This window comes from Amycolatopsis sp. NPDC051045, assembly GCF_040682955.1.
GTDB lineage: Bacteria > Actinomycetota > Actinomycetes > Mycobacteriales > Pseudonocardiaceae > Amycolatopsis.
Map to the genome: position 1 here is coordinate 265083 of NZ_JBFBCC010000001.1, position 26424 is coordinate 291506.

At 70.6% G+C, this 26424-nt stretch carries 26 protein-coding genes and 1 tRNA gene; 20 read left to right on the forward strand and 7 right to left on the reverse strand.

The genetic code is table 11. The features are described 5' to 3' along the window. The first annotated feature begins 8 nt into the window (after positions 1 to 8). The 6 genes from AB0M80_RS01290 (at position 9) to AB0M80_RS01315 (ending at position 4636) form a co-directional block, all read left to right on the forward strand. Entirely contained in the window at positions 9 to 1115 is a 1107-nt protein-coding gene (locus AB0M80_RS01290) for a sensor histidine kinase (protein WP_364557191.1), read from the forward strand. Further along, positions 1112 to 1759 carry a response regulator transcription factor gene (locus tag AB0M80_RS01295; RefSeq protein WP_364557194.1) on the forward strand — a complete coding sequence of 216 codons (648 nt, stop codon included), beginning with the start codon at positions 1112 to 1114 and terminating at the stop codon, positions 1757 to 1759. Before AB0M80_RS01290 ends, AB0M80_RS01295 begins: the two co-directional genes overlap by 4 nt. A gap of 35 nt (positions 1760 to 1794) precedes the next feature. Beyond that, positions 1795 to 2022, forward strand: a complete 228-nt coding sequence (locus AB0M80_RS01300) for a hypothetical protein (protein ID WP_364557197.1) — start codon at positions 1795 to 1797, stop codon at positions 2020 to 2022. A gap of 6 nt (positions 2023 to 2028) precedes the next feature. Beyond that, positions 2029 to 2709, forward strand: a complete 681-nt coding sequence (locus tag AB0M80_RS01305) for a DUF6338 family protein (protein ID WP_364557200.1) — start codon at positions 2029 to 2031, stop codon at positions 2707 to 2709. A gap of 71 nt (positions 2710 to 2780) precedes the next feature. Continuing rightward, entirely contained in the window at positions 2781 to 4418 is a 1638-nt protein-coding gene (locus AB0M80_RS01310) for an acyl-CoA carboxylase subunit beta (RefSeq protein ID WP_364557203.1), read from the forward strand. Next, positions 4415 to 4636, forward strand: a complete 222-nt coding sequence (locus AB0M80_RS01315) for an acyl-CoA carboxylase subunit epsilon (RefSeq protein WP_364557206.1) — start codon at positions 4415 to 4417, stop codon at positions 4634 to 4636. The genes AB0M80_RS01310 and AB0M80_RS01315 overlap by 4 nt, the downstream gene beginning before the upstream one ends. 5 nt (positions 4637 to 4641) lie before the next feature. On the opposite strand, the gene AB0M80_RS01320 is transcribed toward AB0M80_RS01315, so the two are convergent. Both AB0M80_RS01320 and AB0M80_RS01325 read right to left on the reverse strand, forming a co-directional pair. Further along, entirely contained in the window at positions 4642 to 5100 is a 459-nt protein-coding gene (locus AB0M80_RS01320) for a MarR family transcriptional regulator (protein WP_364557209.1), read from the reverse strand. 9 nt (positions 5101 to 5109) lie between these two features. Continuing rightward, positions 5110 to 6003: an LLM class flavin-dependent oxidoreductase gene (locus AB0M80_RS01325; protein WP_364557211.1), complete on the reverse strand. Its 894-nt coding sequence runs from the start codon at positions 6001 to 6003 to the stop codon at positions 5110 to 5112. A 361-nt stretch (positions 6004 to 6364) separates the two neighbouring features. Here AB0M80_RS01325 and AB0M80_RS01330 point away from each other — a divergent pair. From AB0M80_RS01330 to AB0M80_RS01345, 4 genes are all read left to right on the forward strand, one after another. Continuing rightward, positions 6365 to 6433, forward strand: a tRNA-OTHER gene (locus AB0M80_RS01330). Between the two features lie 101 nt (positions 6434 to 6534). Next, complete coding sequence (locus AB0M80_RS01335; RefSeq protein WP_364557213.1) at positions 6535 to 8118, forward strand: TROVE domain-containing protein; 1584 nt, start codon at positions 6535 to 6537, stop codon at positions 8116 to 8118. A gap of 138 nt (positions 8119 to 8256) precedes the next feature. Then, positions 8257 to 8883 carry a helix-turn-helix transcriptional regulator gene (locus AB0M80_RS01340; RefSeq protein WP_364557215.1) on the forward strand — a complete coding sequence of 209 codons (627 nt, stop codon included), beginning with the start codon at positions 8257 to 8259 and terminating at the stop codon, positions 8881 to 8883. Continuing rightward, positions 8864 to 10480 carry a DHA2 family efflux MFS transporter permease subunit gene (locus AB0M80_RS01345; protein ID WP_364557218.1) on the forward strand — a complete coding sequence of 539 codons (1617 nt, stop codon included), beginning with the start codon at positions 8864 to 8866 and terminating at the stop codon, positions 10478 to 10480. Before AB0M80_RS01340 ends, AB0M80_RS01345 begins: the two co-directional genes overlap by 20 nt. A 70-nt stretch (positions 10481 to 10550) precedes the next feature. Here AB0M80_RS01345 and AB0M80_RS01350 read toward each other — a convergent pair whose 3' ends face one another. Then, positions 10551 to 12413, reverse strand: coding sequence for a glycoside hydrolase family 3 N-terminal domain-containing protein (locus AB0M80_RS01350; protein ID WP_364557221.1), 1863 nt, complete (start codon positions 12411 to 12413; stop codon positions 10551 to 10553). A gap of 118 nt (positions 12414 to 12531) precedes the next feature. Between AB0M80_RS01350 and AB0M80_RS01355 the strand changes: the two genes are divergently transcribed. Together AB0M80_RS01355 and AB0M80_RS01360 are read left to right on the forward strand one after the other, a co-directional pair. Beyond that, a complete protein-coding gene (locus tag AB0M80_RS01355) occupies positions 12532 to 13161 on the forward strand; it encodes a nucleoside triphosphate pyrophosphatase (RefSeq protein WP_364557225.1) in 630 nt (209 codons plus the stop codon). Positions 13162 to 13261: 100 nt separating this feature from the next. Next, positions 13262 to 14614, forward strand: a complete 1353-nt coding sequence (locus AB0M80_RS01360) for a dicarboxylate/amino acid:cation symporter (protein ID WP_364557228.1) — start codon at positions 13262 to 13264, stop codon at positions 14612 to 14614. A 52-nt stretch (positions 14615 to 14666) separates the two neighbouring features. On the opposite strand, the gene AB0M80_RS01365 is transcribed toward AB0M80_RS01360, so the two are convergent. Further along, complete coding sequence (locus AB0M80_RS01365; RefSeq protein WP_364557231.1) at positions 14667 to 15389, reverse strand: hypothetical protein; 723 nt, start codon at positions 15387 to 15389, stop codon at positions 14667 to 14669. Positions 15390 to 15503: 114 nt separating this feature from the next. On the opposite strand from AB0M80_RS01365, the gene AB0M80_RS01370 reads away from it, so the two are divergent. From AB0M80_RS01370 to AB0M80_RS01395, 6 genes are all read left to right on the forward strand, one after another. Further along, positions 15504 to 15779, forward strand: a complete 276-nt coding sequence (locus AB0M80_RS01370; protein ID WP_364557233.1) for an SAV_915 family protein — start codon at positions 15504 to 15506, stop codon at positions 15777 to 15779. Between the two features lie 106 nt (positions 15780 to 15885). Beyond that, complete coding sequence (locus AB0M80_RS01375; RefSeq protein ID WP_364557236.1) at positions 15886 to 17679, forward strand: acetyl/propionyl/methylcrotonyl-CoA carboxylase subunit alpha; 1794 nt, start codon at positions 15886 to 15888, stop codon at positions 17677 to 17679. A gap of 58 nt (positions 17680 to 17737) precedes the next feature. Next, a complete protein-coding gene (locus tag AB0M80_RS01380; RefSeq protein ID WP_364557239.1) occupies positions 17738 to 18274 on the forward strand; it encodes a DUF1707 domain-containing protein in 537 nt (178 codons plus the stop codon). 19 nt (positions 18275 to 18293) lie between these two features. Continuing rightward, the gene (locus AB0M80_RS01385; protein ID WP_364557242.1) at positions 18294 to 18680 is read left to right on the forward strand and encodes a DUF1707 domain-containing protein; all 387 of its coding nucleotides are present in this window, start codon (positions 18294 to 18296) and stop codon (positions 18678 to 18680) included. A gap of 75 nt (positions 18681 to 18755) precedes the next feature. Further along, positions 18756 to 19781 (forward strand): hypothetical protein, encoded by a 1026-nt coding sequence (locus tag AB0M80_RS01390; protein ID WP_364557245.1) that lies wholly within the window; start codon positions 18756 to 18758, stop codon positions 19779 to 19781. 59 nt (positions 19782 to 19840) lie between these two features. Beyond that, positions 19841 to 20371, forward strand: a complete 531-nt coding sequence (locus AB0M80_RS01395; protein WP_364557248.1) for a GNAT family N-acetyltransferase — start codon at positions 19841 to 19843, stop codon at positions 20369 to 20371. Positions 20372 to 20523: 152 nt separating this feature from the next. Here the strand turns inward: AB0M80_RS01395 and AB0M80_RS01400 are convergent, their stop codons facing one another. Continuing rightward, the gene (locus tag AB0M80_RS01400; protein WP_364557250.1) at positions 20524 to 22257 is read right to left on the reverse strand and encodes a glycerol-3-phosphate dehydrogenase/oxidase; all 1734 of its coding nucleotides are present in this window, start codon (positions 22255 to 22257) and stop codon (positions 20524 to 20526) included. 235 nt (positions 22258 to 22492) lie between these two features. Between AB0M80_RS01400 and AB0M80_RS01405 the strand changes: the two genes are divergently transcribed. After that, positions 22493 to 23242, forward strand: a complete 750-nt coding sequence (locus AB0M80_RS01405) for an MIP/aquaporin family protein (protein ID WP_364557253.1) — start codon at positions 22493 to 22495, stop codon at positions 23240 to 23242. A gap of 33 nt (positions 23243 to 23275) precedes the next feature. Continuing rightward, a complete protein-coding gene (gene glpK, locus AB0M80_RS01410) occupies positions 23276 to 24790 on the forward strand; it encodes a glycerol kinase GlpK (RefSeq protein WP_364557255.1) in 1515 nt (504 codons plus the stop codon). Between the two features lie 48 nt (positions 24791 to 24838). Here the strand turns inward: glpK and AB0M80_RS01415 are convergent, their stop codons facing one another. Both AB0M80_RS01415 and AB0M80_RS01420 read right to left on the reverse strand, forming a co-directional pair. Beyond that, positions 24839 to 25642, reverse strand: a complete 804-nt coding sequence (locus AB0M80_RS01415) for a VOC family protein (protein ID WP_364557258.1) — start codon at positions 25640 to 25642, stop codon at positions 24839 to 24841. A gap of 80 nt (positions 25643 to 25722) precedes the next feature. Continuing rightward, a complete protein-coding gene (locus tag AB0M80_RS01420; protein ID WP_364557260.1) occupies positions 25723 to 26370 on the reverse strand; it encodes a class F sortase in 648 nt (215 codons plus the stop codon). Between the last annotated feature and the right edge of the window lie 54 nt (positions 26371 to 26424).

Below are 26424 nucleotides of genomic sequence, written 5' to 3' on the forward strand. Positions count from 1 at the left end.
TTCGCTGCATGCGCATTCGCGTCGTGCTCGACGTACTGGCGGTCCTCGTGCTGGCGATCGGCGCCGGCGGCAACCTCGCCGCCGGCGCGTGGTCGCTGCCGCCGTGGTTGCCCGGCTGGCTCGGCTGGACGATCCTGCTGGCGAGCGTCGCCCCGATCGTGCTGCGGCGCTGGTCACCGAAGCCGGCCTACGTCCTGTCCCTGGTGCTGACCGCGGCGGCCGTGCCGATCGGCGGGCCGGTGCTGGCGATCGCCGTGGTTTCGGCGGGGTGCGCGCTGTACACGTTCGTCGTGCACCAGGGCAGCCGCGCCTCGCGGATCGGGTTCGCGGCCGGGCTGCTCGGGGTCGGAGTGCTCGGGTTCGCGGTGCCGAACCCGAGCACGGCCACGACGGTGAACTTCGGCGCGTCGGCGCTGATCGTCGGGTTCGCGCTCGGCATCGCCGTCCACGGCCGCCGCGAATACGCCGCCATCGAACGGGAAAACCATGCGCGAGAGGCGGTTTCGGCGGAACGGCTGCGGATCGCGCGCGAGATGCACGACGTCGTCGCGCACAGCATGAGCTTGATCGCGGTGAAGGCGGCGGTCGGCAACCACGTCGCGCCGGAGCAGCCCGACCAAGCGCGGGAAGCGTTGCGCGTCATCGAAGACACCAGCCGCGAGACGCTGGCCGAGCTGCGGCGGATGCTGGGCGTCCTGCGCGACGACACCGGCGTCCCGGCGCTGGCGCCCGCTCCGACGCTCGACGACCTGCGGGCGCTCGTCCAGCGCGCGCAGCAGGCGGGTCCCACCGTCGACCTCGTCGTCAACGGCCTCACCGAGCTGCCGAACGGCGTCGGCCAGTCGGTGTACCGGATCGTGCAGGAGGCACTGACCAATGTGGTCAAGCACGCGGACGCGGCGACGTGCCGGATCCGCGTCACCGGCGGCGACGGCGAGGTGCGCATCGAAGTGCTCGACGACGGCCGCGGCGGCGAGGCCGTTCCGGGCCACGGGCTGATCGGGATGCGCGAACGCGTCGCGGTCTACGACGGGGAATTCTCCGCGGCGCCCGGTGAAACCGGCTTCCGCGTCTTCGCGCGGCTGCCCTACGAAGCACCGGTGGCGACCCGATGACCCGCGTCCTGATCGCCGACGACCAGGCGCTGCTGCGCGGGAGCTTCCGGGTGCTGGTCGACAGCGCGCCCGGGCTGACCGTCGTCGGCGAGGCGTCCGACGGCGTCGAGGCGGTCGCCCTGACCCGCGTGGAGCGGCCGGACGTCGTGCTCATGGACGTCCGGATGCCGGAGATGGACGGCATCGAGGCGACCCGCCGGATCTGCGCGGAAACCGATGCCCGGGTGCTGATGCTGACGACGTTCGACCTCGACGAGTACGTCTACGCGGCGCTGCGCGCGGGTGCCAGCGGGTTCCTCCTGAAGGACACCCGCCCGGCGGATCTGCTGGCGGCGATCGAAGTCGTGGCCTCCGGCGACGCGCTGCTGGCCCCCTCGGTGACCCGCCGCCTGGTGGCGGAGTTCGCGCGGCTGCCGTCGGGGCCGGTGACCCGGCTGGACGCGGTGACGGCCCGTGAGCAGGAGGTGCTGACGCTGATCGCGCGGGGGCTGTCCAACGACGAGATCGCGGCGCGCCTGCACCTCGGCATCGCGACGGTGAAGACCCACATCGGCCGGCTGCTGCACAAGCTCGCCGCGCGGGACCGGGCCCAGCTGGTGATCGCCGCGTACGAATCCGGGCTGGTCCGGCCCACCGCGTCCTGAGTAGTGTGAAGCGGCCGATCACGAGGGGGAAGCCGATGAGCACCGAACGTCGCGAGCCGGGCGAGGACGAGCTCCTTCCGCCGCCGCCGGCCGAGCTGCGGGAGGAGGACTGGGGTGGTGACTATTGGAGTCCCGAGCCCATGCCGTCGGGCCCCGGCTGGGGCAACCAGGGCGGCGCCCCCGGCCACCGCCCCGCCCAGCCGATGCGCCAGCTCGACTCCGAGGACGGACCCCCGCCCCGGCGCGGCGGGCCGACCGGCTGAGCCGGCGTGATCCCCCAGACCCTCGGCGCGCTGGCCGGCTTCCTGGCGCTGGTCGCGCCGGGGATCGTGTTCGAACTGCGCCGCGAACGCCGCCGCGGGCGCCACCAGGAGACGGCGTTCCGCGAAGCCTCCCGCGTCGCCCTCGGCAGTCTCGTCTTCACGCTGGTCTCGCTGCTCGTCCTGACCGCGGTGCAGGCGACCGGCGCCCGGCTGTTCGCCAGCCCGGCGGACTGGCTGTCCCGCGGCGAGGCCTACGCGCGCGAGCACCTGACGCTGATCGTCGTCAGCGTCGCCGTCGAGCTCGCCCTGGCCTGTGCGCTCGCGACCGGCTTCGAAGCGTTCTTCGCCCGCCGCCGCGGGGAGGCCGCCACCGTGCAGCAGCGCTCGGCGTGGGCCCAGGCGTTGCGCGCGGACCGGCCCGCCGGAACCCGGGCGTGGGCGCACGCGGTGCTGGAGAACGGCACGTCGTTCTACGGTTACGTCCGTTCGTACACGCCGTCGGGCCCGCTCGCCGAGCGCGAGCTCGTCCTCGAAGGCGAGGCGCTGACCTGCGAAACCGATGCGGGGACGAAGGTCATCGGCGAGGACTGGCGCCGAGTGGTCATCCCGGGGGCGAAGATCACCTACCTGCGCGTCACCTACCTGGACGCCATCACCGGCGAACCCCTCACCCCACCGCCCGGGTGAACGAGGCGAACGCCACGGACGTTGCCTACGCCACACGCCAAGTGACCGGCAAGTAGCTAAGCTCCCGTGGCATGAGCAGTGCGACGGAGCCGCTCGGGACGCCGCCCGAGGATGAACCGGACATCCACACCACGGCCGGCAAACTGGCCGACCTGTACCGCCGGTACGACGAGGCGGTGCACGCGGGCTCGGCCCGCGCGGTGGAGAAGCAGCACGCCAAGGGCAAGAAGACCGCGCGCGAGCGGATCGAGCTGCTCCTCGACGAGAACTCGTTCGTCGAACTCGACGAACTGGCCCGGCACCGCTCGACCAACTTCGGGCAGGAGAAGAACCGCCCGTACGGCGACGGCGTCGTCACCGGCCACGGCACCGTCGACGGCCGCCCGGTGTGCGTGTTCAGCCAGGACGTGACGGTCTTCGGCGGCAGCCTCGGCGAGGTCTACGGCGAGAAGATCGTCAAGGTGATGGACCTGGCGATCAAGACCGGCCGGCCGATCATCGGCATCAACGAGGGCGGCGGCGCGCGCATCCAGGAAGGCGTCGTCTCGCTCGGCCTCTACGGCGAGATCTTCCGCCGCAACGTGCAGGCCTCCGGCGTGATCCCGCAGATCTCGCTGATCATGGGCGCGAACGCGGGCGGCCACGTCTACTCCCCGGCGCTCACCGACTTCGTCGTGATGGTCGACGAGACCTCGCAGATGTTCATCACCGGCCCGGACGTCGTCAAGACGGTCACCGGCGAGGACGTCACCTTCGAGGAGCTCGGCGGCGGCCGCACCCACAACACGAAGTCCGGCGTCGCGCACTACCTGGGCTCCGACGACGAGGACGCCATCGCCTACGTCAAGGAACTGCTCTCCCACCTGCCGCAGAACAACCTGTCCGACGCGCCGGTGTTCGAGCCGTCGGACAGCCCGGCCGGGTTCTTCGACGACGTCACCGACACCGACCGCGAGCTCGACACGCTGATCCCGGACTCGCCGAACACCCCGTACGACATGCACGAGGTGATCAACCGGGTCGTCGACGACGGCGACTTCCTCGAGGTCCACGAACTGTTCGCACCGAACATCATCGTCGGCTTCGGCCGCGTCGACGGCCGCAGCGTCGGCGTGGTGGCCAACCAGCCGACGCAGTTCGCCGGCTGCCTCGACATCGACGCGTCCGAGAAGGCCGCGCGGTTCGTCCGCACATGCGACGCGTTCAACATCCCGGTGCTCACCTTCGTCGACGTCCCGGGCTTCCTCCCGGGCACCGACCAGGAGTGGAACGGCATCATCCGCCGCGGCGCGAAGCTGATCTACGCGTACGCGGAGGCGACGGTCCCGCTGGTCACGGTGATCACGCGCAAGGCCTACGGCGGCGCGTACGACGTCATGGGCTCCAAGCACCTGGGCGCCGACATCAACCTGGCGTGGCCGACCGCGCAGGTCGCGGTGATGGGTGCCCAGGGCGCGGCGAACATCGTCCACCGCAAGACGCTGGCCAACGCGGCTTCCGAAGGGCGCGACGTCGACGCGTTGCGGGCCGAGCTGATCCAGGAGTACGAAGACACGCTGCTGAACCCGTACGCGGCGGCGGAGCGCGGGTACGTCGACTCGGTGATCGTGCCGGCGCACACCCGCGGCCACGTCGCGCGGGCGCTGTCGCTGCTGCGGAACAAACGGGAATCGCTGCCGCCCAAGAAGCACGGGAACATCCCGCTGTGAGCGGCGAACAGAACCCCCTGCTGCGGGTGGTCCGGGGCAACCCGAGCGACGCCGAGCTGGCGGCGCTGACGGCGGTCGTCGCCGCGGCGTCGGTGGCGAAGACGCCGGAGAAGCCGAAGCCGCGTACGTCGTGGTGGGGCGATCACGCGGCTTCACTGCGTAAGCCGCTTCACCCCGGCGAAGGTGCTTGGCGCGCTTCGGGTTTCCCGCAGGGCTGACGCGCTCAGCGCCGCAGGGTGTCCAGGAAGACCGCCGGGGCTTCGTTCTCCCGGACGATCGTGCCCAGCAGCGCCGCGAGCCGGTCGCGGTCCGGCGTGCTCAGGCTCGTGGCCAGCTCGTCGACCCTGCGGCACGTCGCCGCGTAGAAGTCCTCCGCCAGTGCGCGGCTTTCTTCGGTCAGGACGACGTGCACGGCACGGCGGTCGTCCGGGTCGGGCTCGCGCCGGACGAGCCCGCGCCGGACCGCGCGGTCGACCAGGCCGGTGAGGCTGGACTTCTCCAGGCCGAGCGTGGCGCCCAGGTCACCCATGCCGTACGGCCGGCCCATCAGCACGCACAGCAGCTGTCCCTGCTGCACGGTGAGCCCGTACTCGCGGGCGGACTCGGCGTAGACGGCGTTCACCAGGAACGACGCCCGCACGAGCCCGGCCACGACACCGAGGTCCGCCCCGCTCTTCCCCATCCCGTCAGCCTACTTCGCGACGGCCTCCCGCACGGCGGGCACGATCTCTTCGGCCCAGCGCGCGGTGGCGACCTCGTCGGGTGTGCTGCCGCCCGGCCCGAAGAGCACGAACCCGGCGGCGCCGTGCTCCAGCACCGCGCCGGTCAGCTCCTCGATCCACTGGTCCGGCGAGCCGCCGATCCAGCGTCCGTCGTCGGCGCGGGTCTCTGGAAGGGGCTGCGCCGTGATGCGGCCGGGGAAGTTGTAGACGGTGGCGATGTCGGCGGGGTCGCGGCCGGCGTCCACCGCGGCCTTGTCGATCAGCGGACGGGACGTGCGGTAGCGCTCGCTGAGCCAGTCCGCGGCGTGGCCGGGCATCCACCCGTCGGCCACGCGGCCGGTGACGGCGAGCGACTTCGGCCCGACCGAGCCGGTCCACACCGGCGGCATCTTTTCCGCGGCCGGCTCCAGATTGGTGACCTGGTAGAACTCGCCGTCGAAGGTCACCGGCTCGCCACCCCCGCCGAGCAGCTTCACCAGCCGGATCCCCTCCTCGAACGCCCGGACGGCCTGCCCGGGAGTCAGTTTGGTGAACCCGAGCCGCGCGATGTCGTCCCACAGCCCGCCGACGCCCATGCCGAGCACGATCCGGCCACCGCTCAGCGCGGACAGCGAAGTGACGGTGCGAGCCAGCATCGACGCGGGCCGCGTCGGCAGGTTCGTGACGCTGACCAGACCGGAAACCCGTTCGGTCTTCCCCAGCAGAACCCCGATTTCGGCGTACGCGTCGAGGCGGTCGGCGTAGTAGGGGTGATCGGACACCGTGACCAGGTCGAGCCCGCCGCGATCGGCCTGGACGGCCAGCCGCAGGGTCTCGGACACGGCGGCCACCGCCGTGGACACGCCGATGCCGAAGTGCACCATGATTCCTCCCAGTTAGTTCGTACTACGAACATAGCACAGGTAGTTCTTAGTGCGAACTGTTCGACGTTGCCGGGCGCGCCGGCGCGGTAGCAGCGACTCCTGGCGTGGGAGGTCACCCCAAGGGCGCCGGGCGAAAAAACCGTTCGAGCCGACGCGCTTTCCTTGCTAGCTTGGGTTTCGCCCGGTGCGACGGGGAAGGTTACTTCCGGTATCCCCTTGGTTCGAATCCAAACCCGGCCACCTCACCGTGGCCGGTCGGCACCTTCGCCGGCCGAGACCTCGGGCACCCAACTTCACACGCACTCCCGGTGCGTCGCCACGCAGGCGAACCAGATCTCGGGAGCCACGGCCGCACCGATGCCCGGTGCGCAGGCGAGGGTTACTTCCACTCTTGATGGGCAGGTCGGGGGTTCGAATCCCTCCCGGACCACACACGGTCCGGTAGCTCAGGGGCAGAGCAGCAAACGTACCTTCACCGACTTCGATCTCGGGCGTCGCTGTGGCCGTGGCTCCCTCCAGGAGGGGGGAAAAATGAGCAAGTTCAACACCGCACGAGCACCCGCCGCGACTTCGCCGGTCCGCGGCGAGGCCACGCCGTCCACCGTCACCTACGAGGGCGGCGCCGGCTACGCGCGCGACGCGAAGTCCGCGCTCTTCCTGCTCGCCGTCAGCAACCTGGTCGGTGAGCACACCTTCTACGAGTCCGCGGACGCCCGCGACACCCGGTACGCCGAGCTGATCCATCGATCCACTTCGGACGATCCGCAGTGGACCGCCCGGTTCCTGCGCTGGCTGCGCACCGACGCGAACCTGCGTACGGCCTCGCTCGTCGGCGCGGCCGAGTTCGCCAAGGCGCGGCGGGACGCCGGCCTCGACGGGGTGAGCCGCCAGGTCGTCGCCGATGTGCTGCAGCGGGCCGACGAGCCCGGTGAGCTGCTCGCGTACTGGACTTCCGTGCACGGCCGGGCCGTGCCGAAGCCGGTCAAGCGCGGCGTCGCCGACGCGGCGGCGAAGCTGTACGACGAGCGGTCCTTCGTCAAGTGGGACTCCGCCGCGCGGGCGTTCCGGTTCGCCGACGTCCTCGAGCTGACCCACCCGGCGAAGCGCGACGACGCACAGGGCGAGCTGTTCCGGCACATCCTCGACGAGCGGCACCACCGCGGCAACGCGGTCCCGGACTGCCTGGCGACCCTGCGCATGCGGCGCGAGCTGCTGTCGTGGGACGCGGGCCGCCGGCGTGAGCTGTTCAGCCGGCCCGGGGCGGCGGGCGTCCTGCGGGTCGCGGGCATGACGTGGGAGTCGGTCGCCGGGTGGCTGCAGGGCCCGCTGGACGCGCGCGTCTGGGAGGCGCTGATCCCGTCGATGGGCTACATGGCCCTGCTGCGGAACCTCCGCAACTTCGACGAGGCCGGCGTCTCGGACGCCGTCGCGCAGCGGGTCGCCGAGCGGCTCGCCGACCCGGCGCAGGTCGCGAAGTCGCGGCAGCTGCCGATGCGGTTCCTGGCGGCTCACCGCGCGGCGCCGTCGCTGCGGTGGGCGTGGGCCCTGGAGCAGGCGATCGCGCACGCGCTGGCCAACGTGCCGGTGCTGGGCGGCCGGACGCTCATCCTCGTCGACACCTCGGCGTCGATGAACGACCGCTTCAGCAAGGACGGCAGCCTGATGCGCTGGGACGCGGCCGCGGTCTTCGGCCTGGCGCTCGGACGGCGTTGCGCGAAGGCCGACGTCGTGTCGTTCTCGGACGGCTACTGGAGCCGCAAGAGCACCCAGGTGTTCAAGCTGACCCGGGGTGGATCGTTGCTGAGCGACGTCGAGCGCTGGAAGTCCGGCGGGTTCTTCATCGGCGGCGGCACCGACACGGCGGGCGCGGTGAAGAAGCACTTCGCGAAGCACGACCGCGTCGTCATCCTCACCGACGAGCAGGCCGCGTACGGCGACGTCGGACAGGCGCTGCCCGCACACGTGCCGCTGTACACGTGGAACCTGGCGGGCTACCTGGCCGGCCACGCGCCGTCCGGCCGCGCGCAGCGGCACACGTTCGGCGGCCTGACCGACCAGGCGTTCCGGATGATCCCGCTGCTCGAGCGGGGCAAGAACGCCGACTGGCCGTTTTGAAAGACGCCGTGGAGGCCCCCATGACGAGATCATGGGGGCTTCACGCCGTGTACGGACCGTCACAAAAATGAGCGTGGACCCGGCACTAGCCCACGTCGTATAGTCCATCTGGAATAAACGACATGGAGGGATTCCGCCATGGCTGCGGCCAAGCTGACGCCACTCGGCATCGCCGTGCTGGAGCTGCTCCACGAGAAGCCCATGCACCCGTACGAGATGACCCAGCTCATGCGCGAGCGGTACGTCAACATGCGGGTCAACGTGAAAGCGGGCTCGCTCTACCACACCGTGGAACGCCTGAACCGCGACGGCCTCATCGAGATCGTCGACACCCAGCGTGACGGGCGGCGGCCCGAACGGACCGTCTACGGCATGACGCAGACGGGCCTGGACGAGTTCAACCAGCGCGCTCGCGAGCTGCTCGGTGACCTCGTCGAAGAGTTCCCCGCCTACCTGTCCGGGCTCGCCGTGATCGACGAACTGGGGAAGGAAACCTCGTTGATCGAGCTCGAACACCGGGTCACGCGGCTGCGCGCCGCGGTGGCCGCCGACCAGGCCGTGCTGCTGCGGCTGGCCGAAGACCAGACGCCGCCGATCTACTGGCTGGACTGGCGCTACAAGTGCGACCAACGGAAGTTCGAGCTCGAGTGGACCGAACGGCTCCTCGACGACCTGCGGTCCGGGCGGATCCCGTTCCAGGACGACGGACAACCCAAGCTCACGCTCATCACCAAGGAAGACGACGATGAACGCAAGACAAGCTAACCCGTGGGCGGCGCTGGGCGCGCTGTGCCTCGGCTTCTTCATGATCCTGCTCGACACGACGATCGTGTCGATCGCGATCCCCACCATGCTGCGCGAGCTGGGCGCCGGGCTGAACGCGGTCGTCTGGGTGATCAGCGTCTACCTGCTCACCTACGCCGTGCCGATGCTGTTCACCAGCCGGCTCGGCGACCGCTTCGGCCCGAAGCGCGTCTTCCTCGCCGGGCTGGTCGTCTTCACCGGCGCGTCGCTGTGGTGCGGCCTGTCCGGCAGCGTCGAGATGCTCATCGCCGCGCGCGCCGTGCAGGGGCTGGGCGCCGCGCTGATGACGCCGCAGACGCTGGCTTTCATCACGCACCTGTTCCCGCCGGCCAAGCGCGGCCCGGCGATGGGCATGTGGGGCGGCGTCGCCGGGCTGGCGACGATCGCGGGCCCGCTGCTCGGCGGCGTGCTGGTGGACCACCTGGGCTGGGAGTGGATCTTCTTCGTCAACGTGCCGATCGGCGTGATCGCCATCGTGGCGACGCTGATGCTGGTGCCGGACTGGCAGCCGAAGCACTCGCACTCGTTCGACCTGCTGGGGATCGTGCTCTCGAGCTTGGCGTTGCTGTGCATCGTGTTCGGCGTCCAGAACGGCCAGCAGTACGACTGGGGCACGGTCTGGGGCGGGATCACCGTGTTCGAAATCATCGGCGCGGGCGTGCTGCTGCTGGTGGCGTTCGTGGTGTGGCAGCGCGTGAACAAGCGTGAGCCGCTCCTGCCGCTGCAGGTCTTCTCGAACCGGAACTTCTCGGCCGGGACGCTCACCGCGACCACCGTCGGCTTCGCGATGACCGGCATGTTCCTGCCGCTCATCATCTACATCCAGTCGGTGCTCGGGCTGAGCCCGACCATGGCCGGCCTGCTCACCGCACCGATGTCGCTGCTGTCCGGGATCATCGCGCCGTTCGTCGGGCGCGCGTCGGACAAGGTGAACGGCAAGTACCTGGTGATGTTCGGCCTGGCGGCGCTCGCGGCCGGGCTGGGGATCATCGCGCTGCAGGCGACGCCGACGAGCAGCCCGTGGTCGTTCGTCCCGGCGCTGCTGGTGTGCGGGCTCGGCATCGGCTGCATCTTCTCGCCGATGAGCAACCTGACGATGGGCTCGGTCGAGCCGCGGCTGGCCGGGACCGCGTCCGGCATCTTCAACACCGCGCGCCAGGTGGGTGGCGTGCTCGGCAGCGCGGCGATCGGCGTGCTGCTGCAGGCTCGGATCAGCGCGTCCATCGCGGACGAGGCCACGAAGGCGGCTTCGCAGCTGCCGGAGCAGTACCGGGCGCCGTTCACCGAAGGGATCGCGCACGCGGCGGCGAGCACCGGGGAGTTCGGCTCGGCGGGCGGTCCGTCGCCGATGCCGGGGCTGCCCGCGGAGATCGCCGCGCAGGCGGGGAAGCTGGCCACCGAAGCGGTCCACAGTGGACTGACGGACGCGGCCCGCGTGACGATGCTGCTGCCGATGGGCGTGCTCCTGCTGGGGGTGGTTTCGGCGGCCGTGATGCGGCGGGTCAAGCCGCATTGGCAGACACCGGCGGCACCCGCTCCGGAAGCGGCCACGGCCTGAACCCGTGCAGGCCCCCGCTCCGGTGTCGGGTACCGGAACGGGGGCCTGCACGGACCGCGGGAGCGGTGGTCTAGCGGTGGTGGCGGCGGTAGGACAGGCCGTACCCGTACGGGAACAGGCCCTGCTTGCCGTCACCGGCGTTGATCGGTTCCTGGGAGGAGCTCTTCGGCCAGGTGAAGCTCAGCTTCCCGGTCGGGTTGTAGTCGCCGTACAGCACGTCCGCGACGCCGGCGCCTTCCGAGCCCGGGAGCCAGGCCGCGACCAGCCCCTTCACCGACGGCAGCTGCGCCGCGATGTCCAGCGGCCGCCCGGAGACGGTCACCACGACCAGGGGCACGCCCGAGGCCTTCAGCTTGGCGATCAGGGCGAGGTCTTCGGCGTCGAGGCCGAGGCCGCCCGGCCGGTCTCCGTCCCCTTCGGCGTACGGCGTTTCGCCCACCACGGCGACCGCGACGTTGTAGCCGGAGTCGATTCCGCCACCCGCACGGTCATAGGTCACCACCGTGTCCTTCCCGGCACCGGCCTTGATGCCGTCGAGGATCGTCGTGCCGGGGATGACCCGCTCACCGCTCTGGCCCTGCCAGGTCAGCGTCCAGCCGCCGGCCTGGTTGCCCATGTCGTTCGCGTTCTTCCCGGCCACGAAGATCTTGTTGTTCCGCTTGGCCAGCGGCAGCACGCCGTCGTTCTTCAGCAGCACCTGCGACTCGCGCACCGCCTGCCGCGCGACGGCGCGGTGCGCCGCGCTGCCGAAGTCCTGCTGCAGCGAGCGGTCGGTGTACGGGTGCTCGAACAGGCCGAGCTCGAACTTCTTCGTGAGGATCCGCCGGTTGGCGTCGTCGATGCGGGACATCGGGACGTCTCCGTTGAGGACTTCGGCCTTCAGCGTGTCGATGAACTTCCGGTAGTCGTAGGGGACCATGATCATGTCGATCCCGGCGTTGACGGCCTGCTTGACCTCGGCGGCGGTGAAGCCTTCCTGGCCGTCGATCTGGTCGATGCCGTTCCAGTCGGAGATCACGAACCCGGAGAAGCGCAGTTCGCCCTTGAGCAGGTCGGTGATCAGGAACTTGTTGCCGTGGTCCTTGACGCCGTTCCAGCTGTTGAAGCTGATCATCACCGAGCCGACGCCGTGGTCGACCGCGGCCCGGAACGGCGGCAAGTGGATGCGCCGCAGCTCGTCCAGGCTGATCTGGGTGTTGCCCTGGTCGTCGCCACCGGTGGTGCCGCCGTCGCCGATGAAGTGCTTGGCCGTGGCCAGCACCGACGTGTTGTCGTCGAGCTCGCGGCCCTGCAGGCCCTCGATGACCACGGAGTTCTCGACGGCGTTGCGGGGGATCTCGCCGAAGGATTCGTACGTGCGGCCCCAGCGGTCGTCGCGGGCGACGCAGAGGCAAGGCGCGAAGGCCCACTTGACGCCGGTGGCGGCGGTCTCTTCGGCGGTGACCGCGCCGATCTTCTCCACCAGCCGCGGATCGTTCGCCGCGCCCAGGCCGATGTTGTGCGGGAAGACCGTCGCGCCGTAGACGTTGTTGTGGCCGTGCACGGCGTCGGCGCCGTAGATGATCGGGATGCCGAGACCGGTCGACGTCGCCGCCTTCTGGTAGGCGTCGACCATGTCCGCCCACCCGGCCGGGGTGTTCGGCGTCGGCGTCGAACCGCCGCCGGAGAGGATGGACCCGAGCCGGGCGGCGGCGGACTGGGCGGGGGTCGCGGCGCCCCGCTCGCCCTGGGTCATCTGCCCGACCTTGTCGTCGAGCGTCATCCGCGCCATCAGGTCCTTGACCCGTTCGGACACTGAGGCGTGCGGGTTCCGGTAGAGCGGCGTCGCGGACGCGGACGCCATCGGGACGACGGCCGTGCCCGCGAGGAGGAGGCCGGCCAAGACGGTGGTTCTGGTGGCGCGCAGCGATCTCGTGGTGCGGAGGAGCGGCATGTGTTCTCTCCGTGACGATCCGTAGATCCATAAGTTGCGAGCCACAACAAAATAGCTCTCCAGCAGAGTGACGCCGGTCACAATTCGGTCACGACAGGCGGCCGGGTACGTTTCCGGTGTGCAGTTCGTCCTCGCCTCCCAGTCCCCCGCCCGCCTCGCCCTCCTGCGCTCCGCGGGCCTCGATCCCGCCGTGTTCGTGTCCGGCGTCGACGAGGACGCCGTTGCCGCGTCGCTGACCGATCCGTCGCCGTCGGAGCTCGTCACCGCCCTCGCCACGGCCAAGGCCGAAGCCGTCGTCGACAAGGTCGCCGCGATACACCCGGACGCCGTCGTCGTCGCCTGCGACTCGATGCTGAACATCGGCGGGCAGATGGTCGGAAAGCCGGGTTCCCCGGAGATCGCGCGGAGCCGCTGGGCCGCGATGGCGGGAACATCCGGTGAACTCCTCACCGGCCACGCGGTCGTCCGGCTCGACAGCGGGACGCGCGCCAAGGAGGCGTCCGGCCGGGAGTCGACGACCGTCCGCTTCGACACGCCGACGGAGAAGGAGATCGACGCCTACGTCGCCAGCGGCGAGCCGCTGCACGTGGCCGGCGGGTTCACGATCGACGGCCTGGGCGGCTGGTTCGTCGAAAGTCTCGACGGCGGCCACACGAGCGTCATCGGCATCAGCCTCCCGCTGACGCGCCGGCTGCTCGCCGAGGTCGGCGTGAGTGTCGTGGATCTCTGGCGGCCTCCCGCATCCTGAGAAAGGCGCCACACCAACGGGTGATCCGGAAGAGTGCTCGCTTGCCTAACGTTCTCTTGACGAGGCAATACAAGATACTTTCGAGCACCGGAGTCGCCCCGTGTCTTTCGTACGGACATACACCAAGCCGCGGGTGTTCGCGGCCGCGGTTCTCGGCTCGCTCGTCGTCGGCGCCCTGCTGGGTGTCGTCGCGCGGCAGACCGAAGCCGGCTGGCTGACCGATCTCCTCGACCAGATCGGCACCATCTTCACCACGCTGCTGCAGATCGCGGTGATCCCGCTGGTCTTCACGGCGATCGTGGTCGGCATCAACAGCCTCCGCGGGCTCGGCGGCGGCCGCACCGCCGCGCGCCTCGGCGGCAAGACCGTGCTGTGGTTCGCGATCACGTCGTTCATCGCGTCGCTGATCGGCATCGCGGTCGGCCGGATCTTCAACCCGGGCGCCGGCGGGCTCGGCGGCGTCGAAGCGACCGCGAAGAACGCCGACAAGGCCGCGCAGAGCGTGGACCACTGGGGCTCGTGGAGCGCCTTCGTCGACGGCTTGCTGCCGGAGAACTTCGTGAAAGCGTTTGCCGACGGCGAGACGCTGCAGGTGCTGTTCCTCGCGCTGGTCATCGGCGCCGCCGCGTACAGCCTGGGTGACAAGGCCAAGCCGTTCGTGGACTTCACGACGAGCGTGTTCGAGATCATCCAGCGCTACCTCGGCTGGATCGTCCGGCTCGCCCCGATCGGCATCATCGGCCTGATCGGCGCGGCGGTTTCGAACTACGGCGACGCGCTGTTCCGGCCGCTGTTCTCCACCACGCTCGCGGTGTACGTCGGCTGCCTGGTCGTGCTCTTCGTCGTCTACCCGATCCTGCTGCAGTTCGTGGCGAAGGTCAGCCCGCTGACGTTCTTCGCGAAGGCGGGCACGGCGATCCAGTTCGCGTTCGCTTCGCAGTCCTCGGCCGCGACGCTCCCGCTGACCCGCCAGTCCGCGGTCAACCTCGGCGTCCAGCCGGCGTACGCGGCCTTCGCGACCCCGCTCGGCAGCGCGACCAAGATGGACGGCTGCGCGGCGGTGTTCCCGGCGATCGCGGCGATCTTCGTCGCCAACCTGGCCGGGGTGTCGCTGAACTTCTGGCAGTACGCGGGCATCGTGGTGGTCGCCGTCGTCGGCGCACTGGCGACCGCCGGGACCACCGGCTGGCTGACGGCGTTCACCCTGACGACGTCGTTCATCGGCCTCGACGCCAAGCAGGTGGCGCTGGGCCTGGCGCTGATCTACTCGGTCAACCCGATCATGGACATGATGCGCACGGCGACGAACGTCGCGGGCCAGATCGTGGTCCCGACGATCGTGGCGCGCAGCGAAGGCCTCCTCGACGACGAGGTCCTCAACGCGCCCACCGACCGTCCCGAGCACTCCGACGACGGCTCCGCGGCTCGCCACACCGAACCCGCCCCCGCCTGATCCGCAAGTCCGTGAAGGCCACCTCGAGTCCTCGAGGTGGCCTTCACGGTGTTCAGGACGGGCAGGCGCGCAGGTCGGCGCGGGTGAGGCGGATGTCCGGCCAGCCGCGCAGGTCCGACGGCGACGTCACCCGCCGCGTGCAGCCCACCGACCGGCCCGCCAGATCGTACACCTCGCCCAGCACCGGGGCCGCCGCGCACTTCGGGGTGCCGGACGCCGAGTCCGGGCAGTCGTGGCGGACCACGATCACGTCGGGGCTGGCGTCGGCCGTGACGTCGTAGAGCGCCAGCGTCCCGGCGTCCGCGTAGAACGGCTTGCCCGGGTCGCGCCACACTCCCCCGCTGCCGACCAGCAGCTCGCCGTACGCGGCCGTGCCGTCGTCGCCGACGTCGCCGCGGACCAGGCACGCCGGGGCCGGGCCGTCGATGCAGCGCAGCGAGTTCCGGTCCAGCCGCACGCCCAGCTGGGCGATCGACAGTTCGAACACCGTCCCCGGCTCGGGCCCGACGCGCAGCCGCGCCGAACCACCCACCGCGTCGGTGAGCAGCACCACCGGCGTGCCGCCGACCGTCACCGCCGCGAGCTCGCGGCACGGGCTGCCGCCGCAGGTCACCGCGGGCGGCACCGGGGCCGCGGCGGGTTCGGCCAGGCCGGACGGCACCTCCGGCCGCGGGCGCAGGAGGAACACGGCGCCGATCGCGCCGACGGTCACCATCGCGGCCAGCACCGCGGTGAGCAGCGCCGGCCGGGGCGTCCGCGCCGCCGTAGTCCGCATAAGACAGAGCGTAAGCCGCTTCGCGACCGTCCGTCGGCAGCGCCCCGGCGCGATGTGGCCGGTTCAACCCGACGGGGTCACGTGTAGCGGAACGTGTCCGTCTATGTTGTCCGGGTGACGAACCCGAACCTGCCGCCGGCCCTCTACCTCCCGACCGGCCCGGTCAGCGCCGAAACCGAAGGCGCGTCGATCGAGCTGCGCCGCACGCCGGACGGCCGCACCGCGCTGGTCGCGTTCACCGCGCTGGACCGGCTGATCGACTGCTGCGGCGAGCACCAGCCGTGGGCGCTGGTGAACACCGAGCACCTGGCGAAGATCCACTCGGCGAACCCGTACGACGTGATCGTGCTCGATTCGCCGCTGCCCGAGGAGCTGCGCCACCACGTCTGAGCGTGGTTCACCTCTCACTCAAGAGACTCCCGACCTCATATCCGTAGACTTCCCTGATGCCGCGTGGGCGGTCAGCAATGCAGCTGTCGGACGCAGGAGGTGCGGGGTGGCCGAGCAGGTCGGCGAATCCACGGGTGGTCCGGTGACCAAGATCCTGGTCGCCAACCGTGGCGAAATCGCGGTACGCGTCATCAGAGCGGCCAAGGACGCCGGCCTGGCCAGTGTCGCGGTGTACGCCGACCCGGATCGCGACGCGCCACACGTCCGCCTGGCCGACGAAGCCTTCGCGCTGGGCGGTTCGACGGCCGCCGAGAGCTACCTGAACTTCGACAAGCTCCTGGACGCGGCCAAGCGTTCGGGCGCCGACTCGGTGCACCCGGGCTACGGCTTCCTCTCCGAGAACGCGGACTTCGCCCAGGCCGTCCTCGACGCCGGGCTGACCTGGATCGGGCCGAGCCCGCAGGCCATCCGCGACCTCGGCGACAAGGTCACCGCCCGCCACATCGCCATGCGCGCGGGCGCGCCGCTGGTGCCGGGCACGAAGGAACCGGCCAAGGACGCCGCCGAGATCGTCGCGTTCGCCGACGAACACGGCCTGCCGGTGGCCATCAAGGCCGCGTTCGGCGGCGGCGGCCGCGGCCTCAAGGTCGCCCGCACCCGCGAGGAAATCCCCGAACTGTTCGAGTCGGCCACGCGCGAGGCGGTCGCCGCGTTCGGCCGCGGCGAGTGCTTCGTCGAGCGCTACCTGGACAAGCCGCGGCACGTCGAGGCGCAGGTGCTGGCCGACATGCACGGCAACGCGATCGTCGTCGGCACCCGCGACTGCTCGCTGCAGCGACGGCACCAGAAGCTCGTCGAAGAGGCGCCCGCGCCGTTCCTGAGCGACGAGCAGCGCAAGCGCATCCACGAGTCCGCGAAGGCGATCTGCAAGGAAGCCGGCTACTACGGCGCCGGCACGGTCGAGTACCTCGTCGCCGTCGACGGCACGATCTCCTTCCTCGAGGTCAACACCCGGCTGCAGGTCGAGCACCCGGTGTCCGAGGAGACCACCGGCCTCGACCTGGTCCGCGAGATGTTCCGCATCGCGCGCGGCGAGAAGCTGCGGATCACCGAAGACCCCGAGCCGCGCGGCCACTCGATCGAGTTCCGCATCAACGGCGAGGACGCCGGCCGCGGTTTCCTGCCCGCGCCGGGCACGGTGACGAAGTTCGTCGCGCCGAGCGGGCCGGGCGTGCGCGTCGACTCCGGCGTCGAGTCGGGCAGCGTCATCGGCGGGCAGTTCGACTCGATGCTGGCGAAGCTGATCGTCACCGGGTCGGACCGGAACAACGCCCTCGAGCGCAGCCGCCGCGCGCTCGACGAGATGGTCGTCGAAGGCATGGCGACGGTCCTGCCGTTCGACCGCGTGATCGTGAACGACCCGGCGTTCATCGGCGACGAAAACGGCTTCAGCGTGCACACGCGCTGGATCGAGACGGAGTTCGACAACCGGATCGAGCCGTTCGTGGCGCCGGACGTCGAGGCCGCCGAGGAACAGCCGCGGCAGAACGTCGTGGTCGAGGTCGGCGGGCGGCGCCTGGAGGTGTCGTTGCCGGGCGGGTTCGCGCTCGAAGGCGGGGGCGGGGGCGGGACCGCGATCAAGGCGAAGCCGCGCAAGCGCGCCGGCGGCACCAAGGCGTCGGTGAGCGGCGACGCCGTCACGGCGCCGATGCAGGGCACCATCGTGAAGGTCGCCGTCGAAGAGGGCCAGACGGTCGAAGCCGGTGAGCTGATCGTCGTCCTCGAGGCGATGAAGATGGAGAACCCGGTCACCGCCCACAAATCGGGCACGATCACCGGTCTTTCGGTCGAGGTCGGCGCCGCCGTGACGCAGGGCACGCAGCTTCTCGAGATCAAGTAGCACTGTTCGTTACAGATGTCGTGGTGGGCCGCCCCCGGGGCGGCCTACCATCGACTACGTGACCGAAGTCCCGTCTCCGCAGCTGCGGATCAGCGACCAGAACCGCGAGTCCGCGCTGTCCGCGCTCGGTGAGCACATGACCGCGGGACGGATCGACATCGACGAGTACGGCGAACGCTCGGCCCGGATCACCGCGGCCAAAACGCGCGGCGAGCTCGGCGAGGTCTTCGCGGACCTGCCGGCCCCGCACCCGCAGTACGACGACGTCCCGAAGGCCGTCGCGGCTCCCGAGGTGGCGAAGGAGCCCGAACCGGTGCGTTCCGGGGCGCCGGCGCAGTGGTCCCCGGCGCAGCGCTTCATCACCGCGTTCGTGCCGCTGGCCTTCCTCGTCACGATCGCGCTCATCGCCACCGGCATCGCGCACGGGGCGCTGATCCTCGTCCCGATCGGGATCGCCGTCTTCGGCAGGTCGATGTGGGGGCACGGCGGGCACGGCGGGCACGACCACCGCCGCGACCGCCACGAGCGGCACCTGCGCGACCGGGGGCGCCGGCGCGAGCTGCGCGACTCCTACCGACGCGAGCCGGGCCGCTGATCCCGCCGTGGGTGACGACATGCGGTTGAGCGACGCCGAGCGCCAGGACGCCCTGGACGTCCTCGAAGAGCACGTCCGCACCGGGCGGCTGGACATCGACGAGTACGGGGCGCGGACCGCGAAGGTCACCGCGGCCAAGCGGGTCAGCGAGCTCATCCCGCTGTTCGACGACCTGCCGTCGCCTCGTCCGAGCGCGTTGCTCAACGGCACTGCCGTGCCCCGGGTCCCGGTGGCGTCTTCGGACGACAACGCGCTGGTGCGCTTCCTGACCGCGGGCGCGGTGCCGATCGCGATCGTCCTCGCGATCGCGGTGCTGATCCTTTCCCGGGGCCGGCTGCTCATCATTTCCGTCGCGCTGCCGCTGGTCGTCGCGATGATCGCGGGGGCCCGCCGCCGCCGGTCCTGATTGCTCCTTTTGCCGGACAACCTGTTCCCGCGTTCCGACGTGGTGATCACGCAGGTCGGGGGAAAAGGAGGATCCATGAACAAGATGTGGGCGCGATCGGGGGTGCTCGCCACCGTGGCGATCGCCGTCGCGGCCTTGGCGGCGGGGCCGGCGCAGGCCGCGACCGGACGGCTGGGCTGGCAGGCGACGCTGCTGCCGTTGCCCGCCGGGGCCAACCCCGCGGGGCGCGGCTATCTGACCGCTTCGGACGGACACGGCGAGTACACCGGGTCGTTCATCGTCGACAACAAGCTGCAGGTGGTGAGCTGGCGGGGCGGCAAGCCGGTGCTGCGCGGCGTACCGGACGGCTTCGAGTGGGCGATGGTTCAGGGCGAAGACAGCGCCGGCCGGGTGTACGGCGAGGCGCTCGACTACGACACCGGCGCCGACCGGACCTTCACGCTCGACGCCACCGGCTTCCACCTCTGGGCGGCACCGCCGGGGTACGGCGACTTCGGGTTGCACGCGGTGAACCGGCGCGGCGACGCGGTCGGAACGCTTCCCACCGGCGATCCGGCGAAGCACCTGCCGGCCGTCTGGCCTGCCGGGGCCACGGCCCCGACGGTCCTGGACTGGCCGGCCGGCACGGACGGCGTGACCGACATCGACGACGACGGCGCGATCCTGTTCAACGGGTTCCAGCGCGACGTCGTCTGGAAGAACGGGGTGAGCCGTCCGCTGGCCGACATCGCCGGCTTCTCGAACCCGCACGGTTCGGCGATCCGCAACGGCGTCGTGGTCGGGTTCGCGTCGAACGCCAACACGTCGCAGGCGGTGCGGTGGACGACGCCGGAGAACCCGGTGCCGCTGACCGGCGGCGACTACGCCATCGACCTGAACGGCGGCGGCCTGACGGCCGGGCTGGCCCCGATCCCGGGTACGTCCGCCGGCAACCCGATCGCGTGGCGCGGCACGATTCCGGGCGGCGGCCTGAAGCAGCCCGGCAGCTACCTCAGCTACCAGCCGTTCCACGTCAGTGACGACGGCACGTTCGTGGGTTGCGCGTCGAACGGCCCGCTCGACGAAGGTGGCGTGCCGGTGATCTGGCGCTTCAACCCGTGAGCCGGTCGTGATCGCCAGGCCGGGAGCGGCGTGCTCCCGGCCTGGCTAGGCTCGGTGGAGTGGAACCGGTGGAGATCAACGCGGGCACGTACTACCTGCGCCAGCTGCGCGCCGACCGGCACATCGACGACCGTCCGCTGCTGATGGAGGCGTTCGCCGACCCGACGCACCGCAAGTACGTGCTCAACTACCGCTTGCGCACCCTGGCCGAGGCCACGGAGTACGTGGCCCTGCGAGCGGCCCAGTGGGCGTGCGACGAGCGCTGTTCGTGGGCGATAGCGGAGCCGACATCGGGAAGGCTCCTGGGCGAAGTGGGCCTACGCGAGCTGAACCTCGACGCGGAGTACGCGGAGGCGACGGTCTGGGTCCACCCCACGGAGCGCGGCAAGGGCATCGCGACGACGGCGTTGAACGCGGCACTTCGCTTCGGCTTCGGGGGGTTGGGGCTGGCGGAGATCAGCTACCGGTACGAAGAGAGCAACGTGGCATCGGCGATCGTGGCGCAGCGATGCGGGTTCACGTTGATCGGCCCGGAACCGGATCCGGCTCCGACGGGTGAACGCCTGATCCGCTGGCACCGGACGTCCTGACCGCCACTCGGCAGTTCCCGCCCGCCGAACATCCCCCGCCACTCCCAGGGGGGCGGCCCCAAGGCCAGTCTATCGGCCGCCCCGGACAAAACCCGTCCGAAGGCGCCCGCCGGCCTCAGGTGTCCACAACCCGGCGGGGCTGTGGACAACCCTCAGCTCACCGGCTCCACGATGCCCGACCGGGCCTCCGGGGCCGCCGACCTCAAGGCGTCCGCCGCTTCGTCGCTCGGCTGCGATTGGGACTTGCGCTCCGCCTCCACCCTCGCCCGGTAGACCTCGATCTCGTGCTTCACCGTTTCGGGGGACCAGCCGAGGACTTCACCCACCAGTGCCGCCACCTGCTCGGCGCAGTCGACGCCTCGGTGCGCGTACTCGATCGAGATGCGCGTTCGGCGGGCCAGGACGTCCTCCAGGTGCAGCGCCCCCTCGTGCGAAGCCGCGTACACCACTTCGACGCCCAGGTAATCCGGGGCGTGCTCGATCGGCTTCAGCAGCTCCGGGCGGCCCTCCGCCGAGGCGAGGACCTCGTGGACCAGCGAGCCGTAGCGGTCCAGCAGGTGCCTCACCCGGTAAGGGTGCAGACCGTGCTCGGCGGCCAGGTGGTCGGCCTGGTTGACCAGCGCGTGGTAACCGTCCGCGCCCAGCAGGGGGACCTTGTCCGTGATCGACGGCTGGGACCGGCCCGGCAGGTCCACCGCCGCCGCGTCGACGGCGTCCGCCGCCATCACCCGGTACGTCGTGTACTTGCCGCCCGCGATCGCCACCAGGCCCGGGGCCACCCTCGCCACCGCGTGCTCGCGTGACAGCTTCGACGTCTCTTCGCTCTCTCCCGCCAGCAGCGGGCGAAGGCCCGCGTACACGCCTTCGATGTCGTCGTGCGTCAGCGGCGTCGCCAGGACCGTGTTCACGTGCTCGAGGATGTAGTCGATGTCGTGCTTCGTCGCCGCCGGGTGGGCCAGGTCGAGGTTCCAGTCCGTGTCCGTCGTCCCGACGATCCAGTGGTTGCCCCACGGGATGACGAACAGCACCGACTTCTCGGTGCGCAGGATCATCCCCGACTCCGACACGATCCGGTCGCGCGGGACGACGATGTGCACGCCCTTGCTCGCGCGCACCCGGAACCGGCCACGCCCGCCCGACAGCCGCTGCAGCTCGTCGGTCCACACGCCGGTGCAGTTGATCACCGCGGCCGACGAGACCTCCGTTTCGCGCCCGTCCTCGACGTCGCGCACGCGGACGCCGGACACCCGGTCGGCCTCGCGCAGGAACCCGACGACCTGCGTGGACGTCCGCACGACCGCGCCGTAGTGCGCGGCCGTCCGCGCCACCGTCATCGTGTGGCGGGCGTCGTCGGACTGGGCGTCGTAGTAGCGGATCCCGCCGATCAGCGCCGACCGCTTGAGCGCCGGCACCATCCGCAGCGCGCCGGCGCGGGTCAGGTGCTTCTGCCCCGGGACGCTGCGGGCGCCGCCCATCGTGTCGTACATCAGCAGGCCCGCCGCGGTGTACGGCCGCTCCCACACGCGGCGCGTCAGCGGGTAGAGGAAGCTCACCGGCTTCACCAGGTGCGGCGCGAGGGTCGTCAGCATCAGCTCACGCTCGCGCAGCGCCTCCCTGACCAGCCCGAACTCGAGCTGCTCCAGGTACCGCAGGCCGCCGTGGAAGAGCTTGCTCGACCGGCTCGACGTCCCGGACGCGAGGTCGCGGGCTTCGACGAGCGCGACCCGCAGTCCCCGCGTCGCGGCGTCCAGTGCCGTGCCCGCGCCGACGACGCCGCCGCCGATCACGACGAGGTCGAAGGTCTCGTTGCCGAGCCGTTGCCAGGTCTCTTCCCGCTTGGCCGGGCCCAGTCGAGCCGGGTTCGTCTCCGCTGCGTGCTGCGCCACGTGACATCCTCCTCGTGCTGGCGAGGCTTCCAGCATCGCACGACCCGGTGACCCTCCGCCCGTCCACGGATGACACTTGTGGCGTAACCCTCCGCGATCTTGAAAAAGATTCGGCGGCCCGGCGCTTGGAAGTAGCTTCTACGCCCCGGTAACGTCGCGCGGACGTGGGTCGGCAACGGTGCCGTGGCACGCCGTGATCGACCCTGCGCAGAGTGTCCAGTGTGGAGGTGCAGCGGTGAGTGCTGGGGCAATAATCGTTTGGGAACTACTGGGAACGGCGGCCCTGATCCTGCTCGGCAACGGCGTGGTGGCCAACCACGTGCTGCGCAAGAACAACGGCTTCAATTCGGGCTTCCTGTTCATCAACTTGGGCTGGGCGTTCGCGGTCTTCACCGGCGCCAGCATCGCTGCGCCGAGCGGCGCGCACTTGAACCCGGCGGTGACCCTCGGGCTCGCCATCGCCGACAAAACCCCCTGGGCCGACGTCCCCTTCTACGTCATCGGCCAGATGGCCGGCGCCATCATCGGCGCGGTGCTGTGCTGGGCCACCTACAAGCTGCAGTTCGACGACCACCCCGAGCCCGAGAACACCCTCGGCATCTTCTCCACCGGACCCCAAATCCCGAACGTCGCGTGGAACCTCGTCACCGAGGTCATCGGCACCTTCGTCCTGGTCGTGTGGATCCTGCTCAGCCCGACCTACGCCACGGGCGACGGCGGGACGCCGAACTTCGGCAACTCCGCGCTGGGCTACGCGGGCGTGTCGTTCGTGGTGCTGGTGATCGGCGCCTCGCTCGGTGGGCCGACGGGCTACGCCATCAACCCGGCCCGCGACCTCGGCCCGCGCATCGCGTACGCCTTCCTGCTGCCGATCCGGAACAAGGCGAACGCCAACTGGGGTTACTCGTGGATCCCCGTCGTCGGCCCGCTCGTCGGCGGCGCCCTCGCCGCACTCGTCTACCTCCTCGTCCACAACCTGACCTGATCGCCTCCTCCGACGCCGATTCCGGGAGCACAAATGACTTCGTACGTAGCCGCGATCGACCAGGGCACCACCTCCACCCGGTGCATGATCTTCAACCACGAGGGCCGCGTCGTCTCGGTCGACCAGCGCGAGCACGAGCAGATCTTCCCCCGCGCCGGCTGGGTCGAGCACAACGCCGAAGAGATCTGGGAGAACACGCGCCGGGTCGCCGCGGGCGCGCTGGCCAAGGCCGACCTGACGGCCAAGGACATCGCCGCCGTCGGCATCACCAACCAGCGCGAAACCGCCCTCGTCTGGGACAAGACCACCGGCAAGCCGGTGTACAACGCGATCGTCTGGCAGGACACCCGCACCGACCGGATCGTCACCGAGCTCGGCAACCTCGGCGGCGGCCAGGAGCGCTACCGCGACAAGGTCGGCCTCCCGCTCGCGACCTACTTCTCCGGCCCCAAGATCAAGTGGATTCTGGACAACGTCGAGGGCGCGCGCGAGAAGGCCGAGGCCGGTGACCTGGTCTTCGGCAACATGGACACCTGGGTGCTGTGGAACATGACCGGCGGGGCCGACGGTGGCGTGCACGTCACCGACCCGACCAACGCCTCCCGCACCATGCTGATGGATCTCGACACCCTGCAGTGGGACGCCGAGATCGCCGGCGAGATGGGCATCCCCCTTTCGATGCTGCCGGAGATCCGTTCCTCGTCCGAGGAGTACGGCAAGGTCCGCGAGAAGGGCGCGCTGGCCGGCGTCCCGATCGCGGGCATCCTGGGCGACCAGCAGGCCGCGACGTTCGGCCAAGCCTGCCTCTCGCCCGGCGAAGCCAAGAACACCTACGGCACCGGCAACTTCATGCTGCTCAACACCGGCACCGAAAAGGTGATGTCGCAGAACGGGCTGCTCACCACGGTCTGCTACAAGATCGGCTCGAACGACACGATCTACGCGCTGGAAGGCTCCATCGCCGTCACCGGTTCGCTGGTGCAGTGGCTGCGCGACAACCTCGGCATGATCGCGACCGCGGCCGAGATCGAGGAGCACGCGCGCAGCGTCGAGGACAACGGCGGCGCGTACTTCGTCCCGGCGTTCTCCGGTCTGTTCGCTCCTTACTGGCGGTCCGACGCTCGCGGCGCGATCGTCGGGCTCACCCGGTTCGTCAACAAGGGCCACCTCGCCCGCGCGGTGCTGGAGGCGACCGCCTTCCAGTCGCGCGAGGTCATCGACGCGATGAACGCCGACTCCGGAGTCCCGCTGAAGTCGCTCAAGGTGGACGGCGGCATGGTCGTCAACGAGCTGCTCATGCAGTTCCAGGCCGACATCCTCGGCGTGCCGGTGATCCGCCCGGTGGTCAACGAGACCACCGCGCTGGGTGCCGCGTACGCCGCCGGTCTCGCCGTCGGGTTCTGGGCGTCCGAGGACGACATCCGCACCAACTGGGCCCAGGACAAGCAGTGGGATCCGGCGATGGACGACTCCCGCCGCGAGCGCGAGTACCGCAACTGGAAGAAGGCCGTCACCAAGACCTTCGACTGGGTCTCCGAAGAGGACTGACCGGCGAGGGCCGGGGGTGCCGCCTCGTGGCGCTCCCGGCCCGCCTGCTCACCCTTCCCAGCCCTCCGGCTCGCCCGACTGCTCGTTGGGGGCGACGACCATGAACGGCACGCCCTGGTCGTCGGTGACCCGCACCTGCCGCCCGTACGGCGAGTCGAACGGCTTCCCCTGCACCGAGCCGCCGAGCTCGGTCACCTTCGCCGCGCTCGCGTCGACGTCCGCCACCCAGAAGTACGCCGTCCAGTACGACGGCACCTCCGGCGGCACCGACCCGGGCACCGCGCCGAGCCCGCCGATCGGGCGCCCGTCGATGAGCAGCACCGTGTAGGTGAAGTCGTCACCGGACAGGTCCTGGAAGCCGTAGCCGAAGACCTCCTCGTAGAACGCCTTCGCCGCCGGGTAGTCCCGGCTCATGCACTCGTTCCACGCCAGGGTGCCCGGGGTCGCCGTGACCTGCGTGCCGATGTGGTTGCCGGCCTCCCACAGGCCGAAGGCCGCGCCCGCCGGATCGGCCACGACGGCCATCCGGCCCTCCTTCAGCACGTCCATCACCGGCATGACGACCTGCCCGCCCGCCTCGGTGATCGCCGCGGCCGTCCGGTCCGCATCGGACACCGCGAGGTACGTCGTCCACGCCGGGGTGATGTCCTGGCCCGGCGGGATCCCGCCGATGCCGGCGACCGGGCGTCCCCGCAGCTCCGCCATGCCGTAGAAGCCGGTCTCCTCACCGCCCCGCTGCACGTCCCAGCCGAACAGGCCGCCGTAGAAGGCCACCGCCTTCGCCTGGTCGGGCACCATCAGATCCACCCAGCCGGGCGTACCGTCGGGCCATCTTTCGTCCCGGAACACCATGCCGACTCCCAACCCTCGTCTGCGCCGCCTCTGGTGACGACCGGCACAGTCTGGCACCGGGCACCGACAAAAACCGAAAATCAGGCCTGGACCAGCCGGGCGTAGACGACGATGTTGTCGACGTAGTTGCGCGCGTTCCGGTCGAAGACGCCGCCGCAGGTGATCAGCCGCAGCTCGGGACCGGCCGTGTCGTCGTAGACGCCTTCACCTTCGAAATCCTTCTTCGGCACCTGGTGCACCTTCGTCACTTCGAACACCACCGTGGTGCCGTCCTTGCGGGCGATCGAGATCCGGTCGCCGGCGGCCAGCTCCTTGAGCCGGAAGAAGATGCCCTTCCGGTGGTTGCCGTCGACGTGCCCGAGGACGACCGCCGGGCCGGTCTCGCCCGGCGTCGGCGCGTAGGTGTACCAGCCCGCCTGCAGCGGTGTGGTCACCGGCGGTACCTCGATGGTGTTGTCCGGGTTGAGCCCCAGCGGGATCAGCGACGAGCGGGCGCCGATCTTCGGGATGTCGATCGAGACGGGCTCGGACTTGGGCAGCGTCGCGACGGCGTCCTGGCGCGCACCCTGCGGTTCCGGCATCACCGCGACCGGCTGGGCGGGTGGTGGTTGCGCAGCGGGCGGCCCGGATCCGCCGCCGAGCGTCAGGACCAGCACGGCCAGCGCCGCCGGCAACGCGATGACGAGGGCGATCAGCACACCCCGTCTGCTCGTGATTCTCGTGGTCATGCTCTCCCCCGTGACCGGCGCCTGCAAGTTCACACGTCCGGGTGGACCGATCGG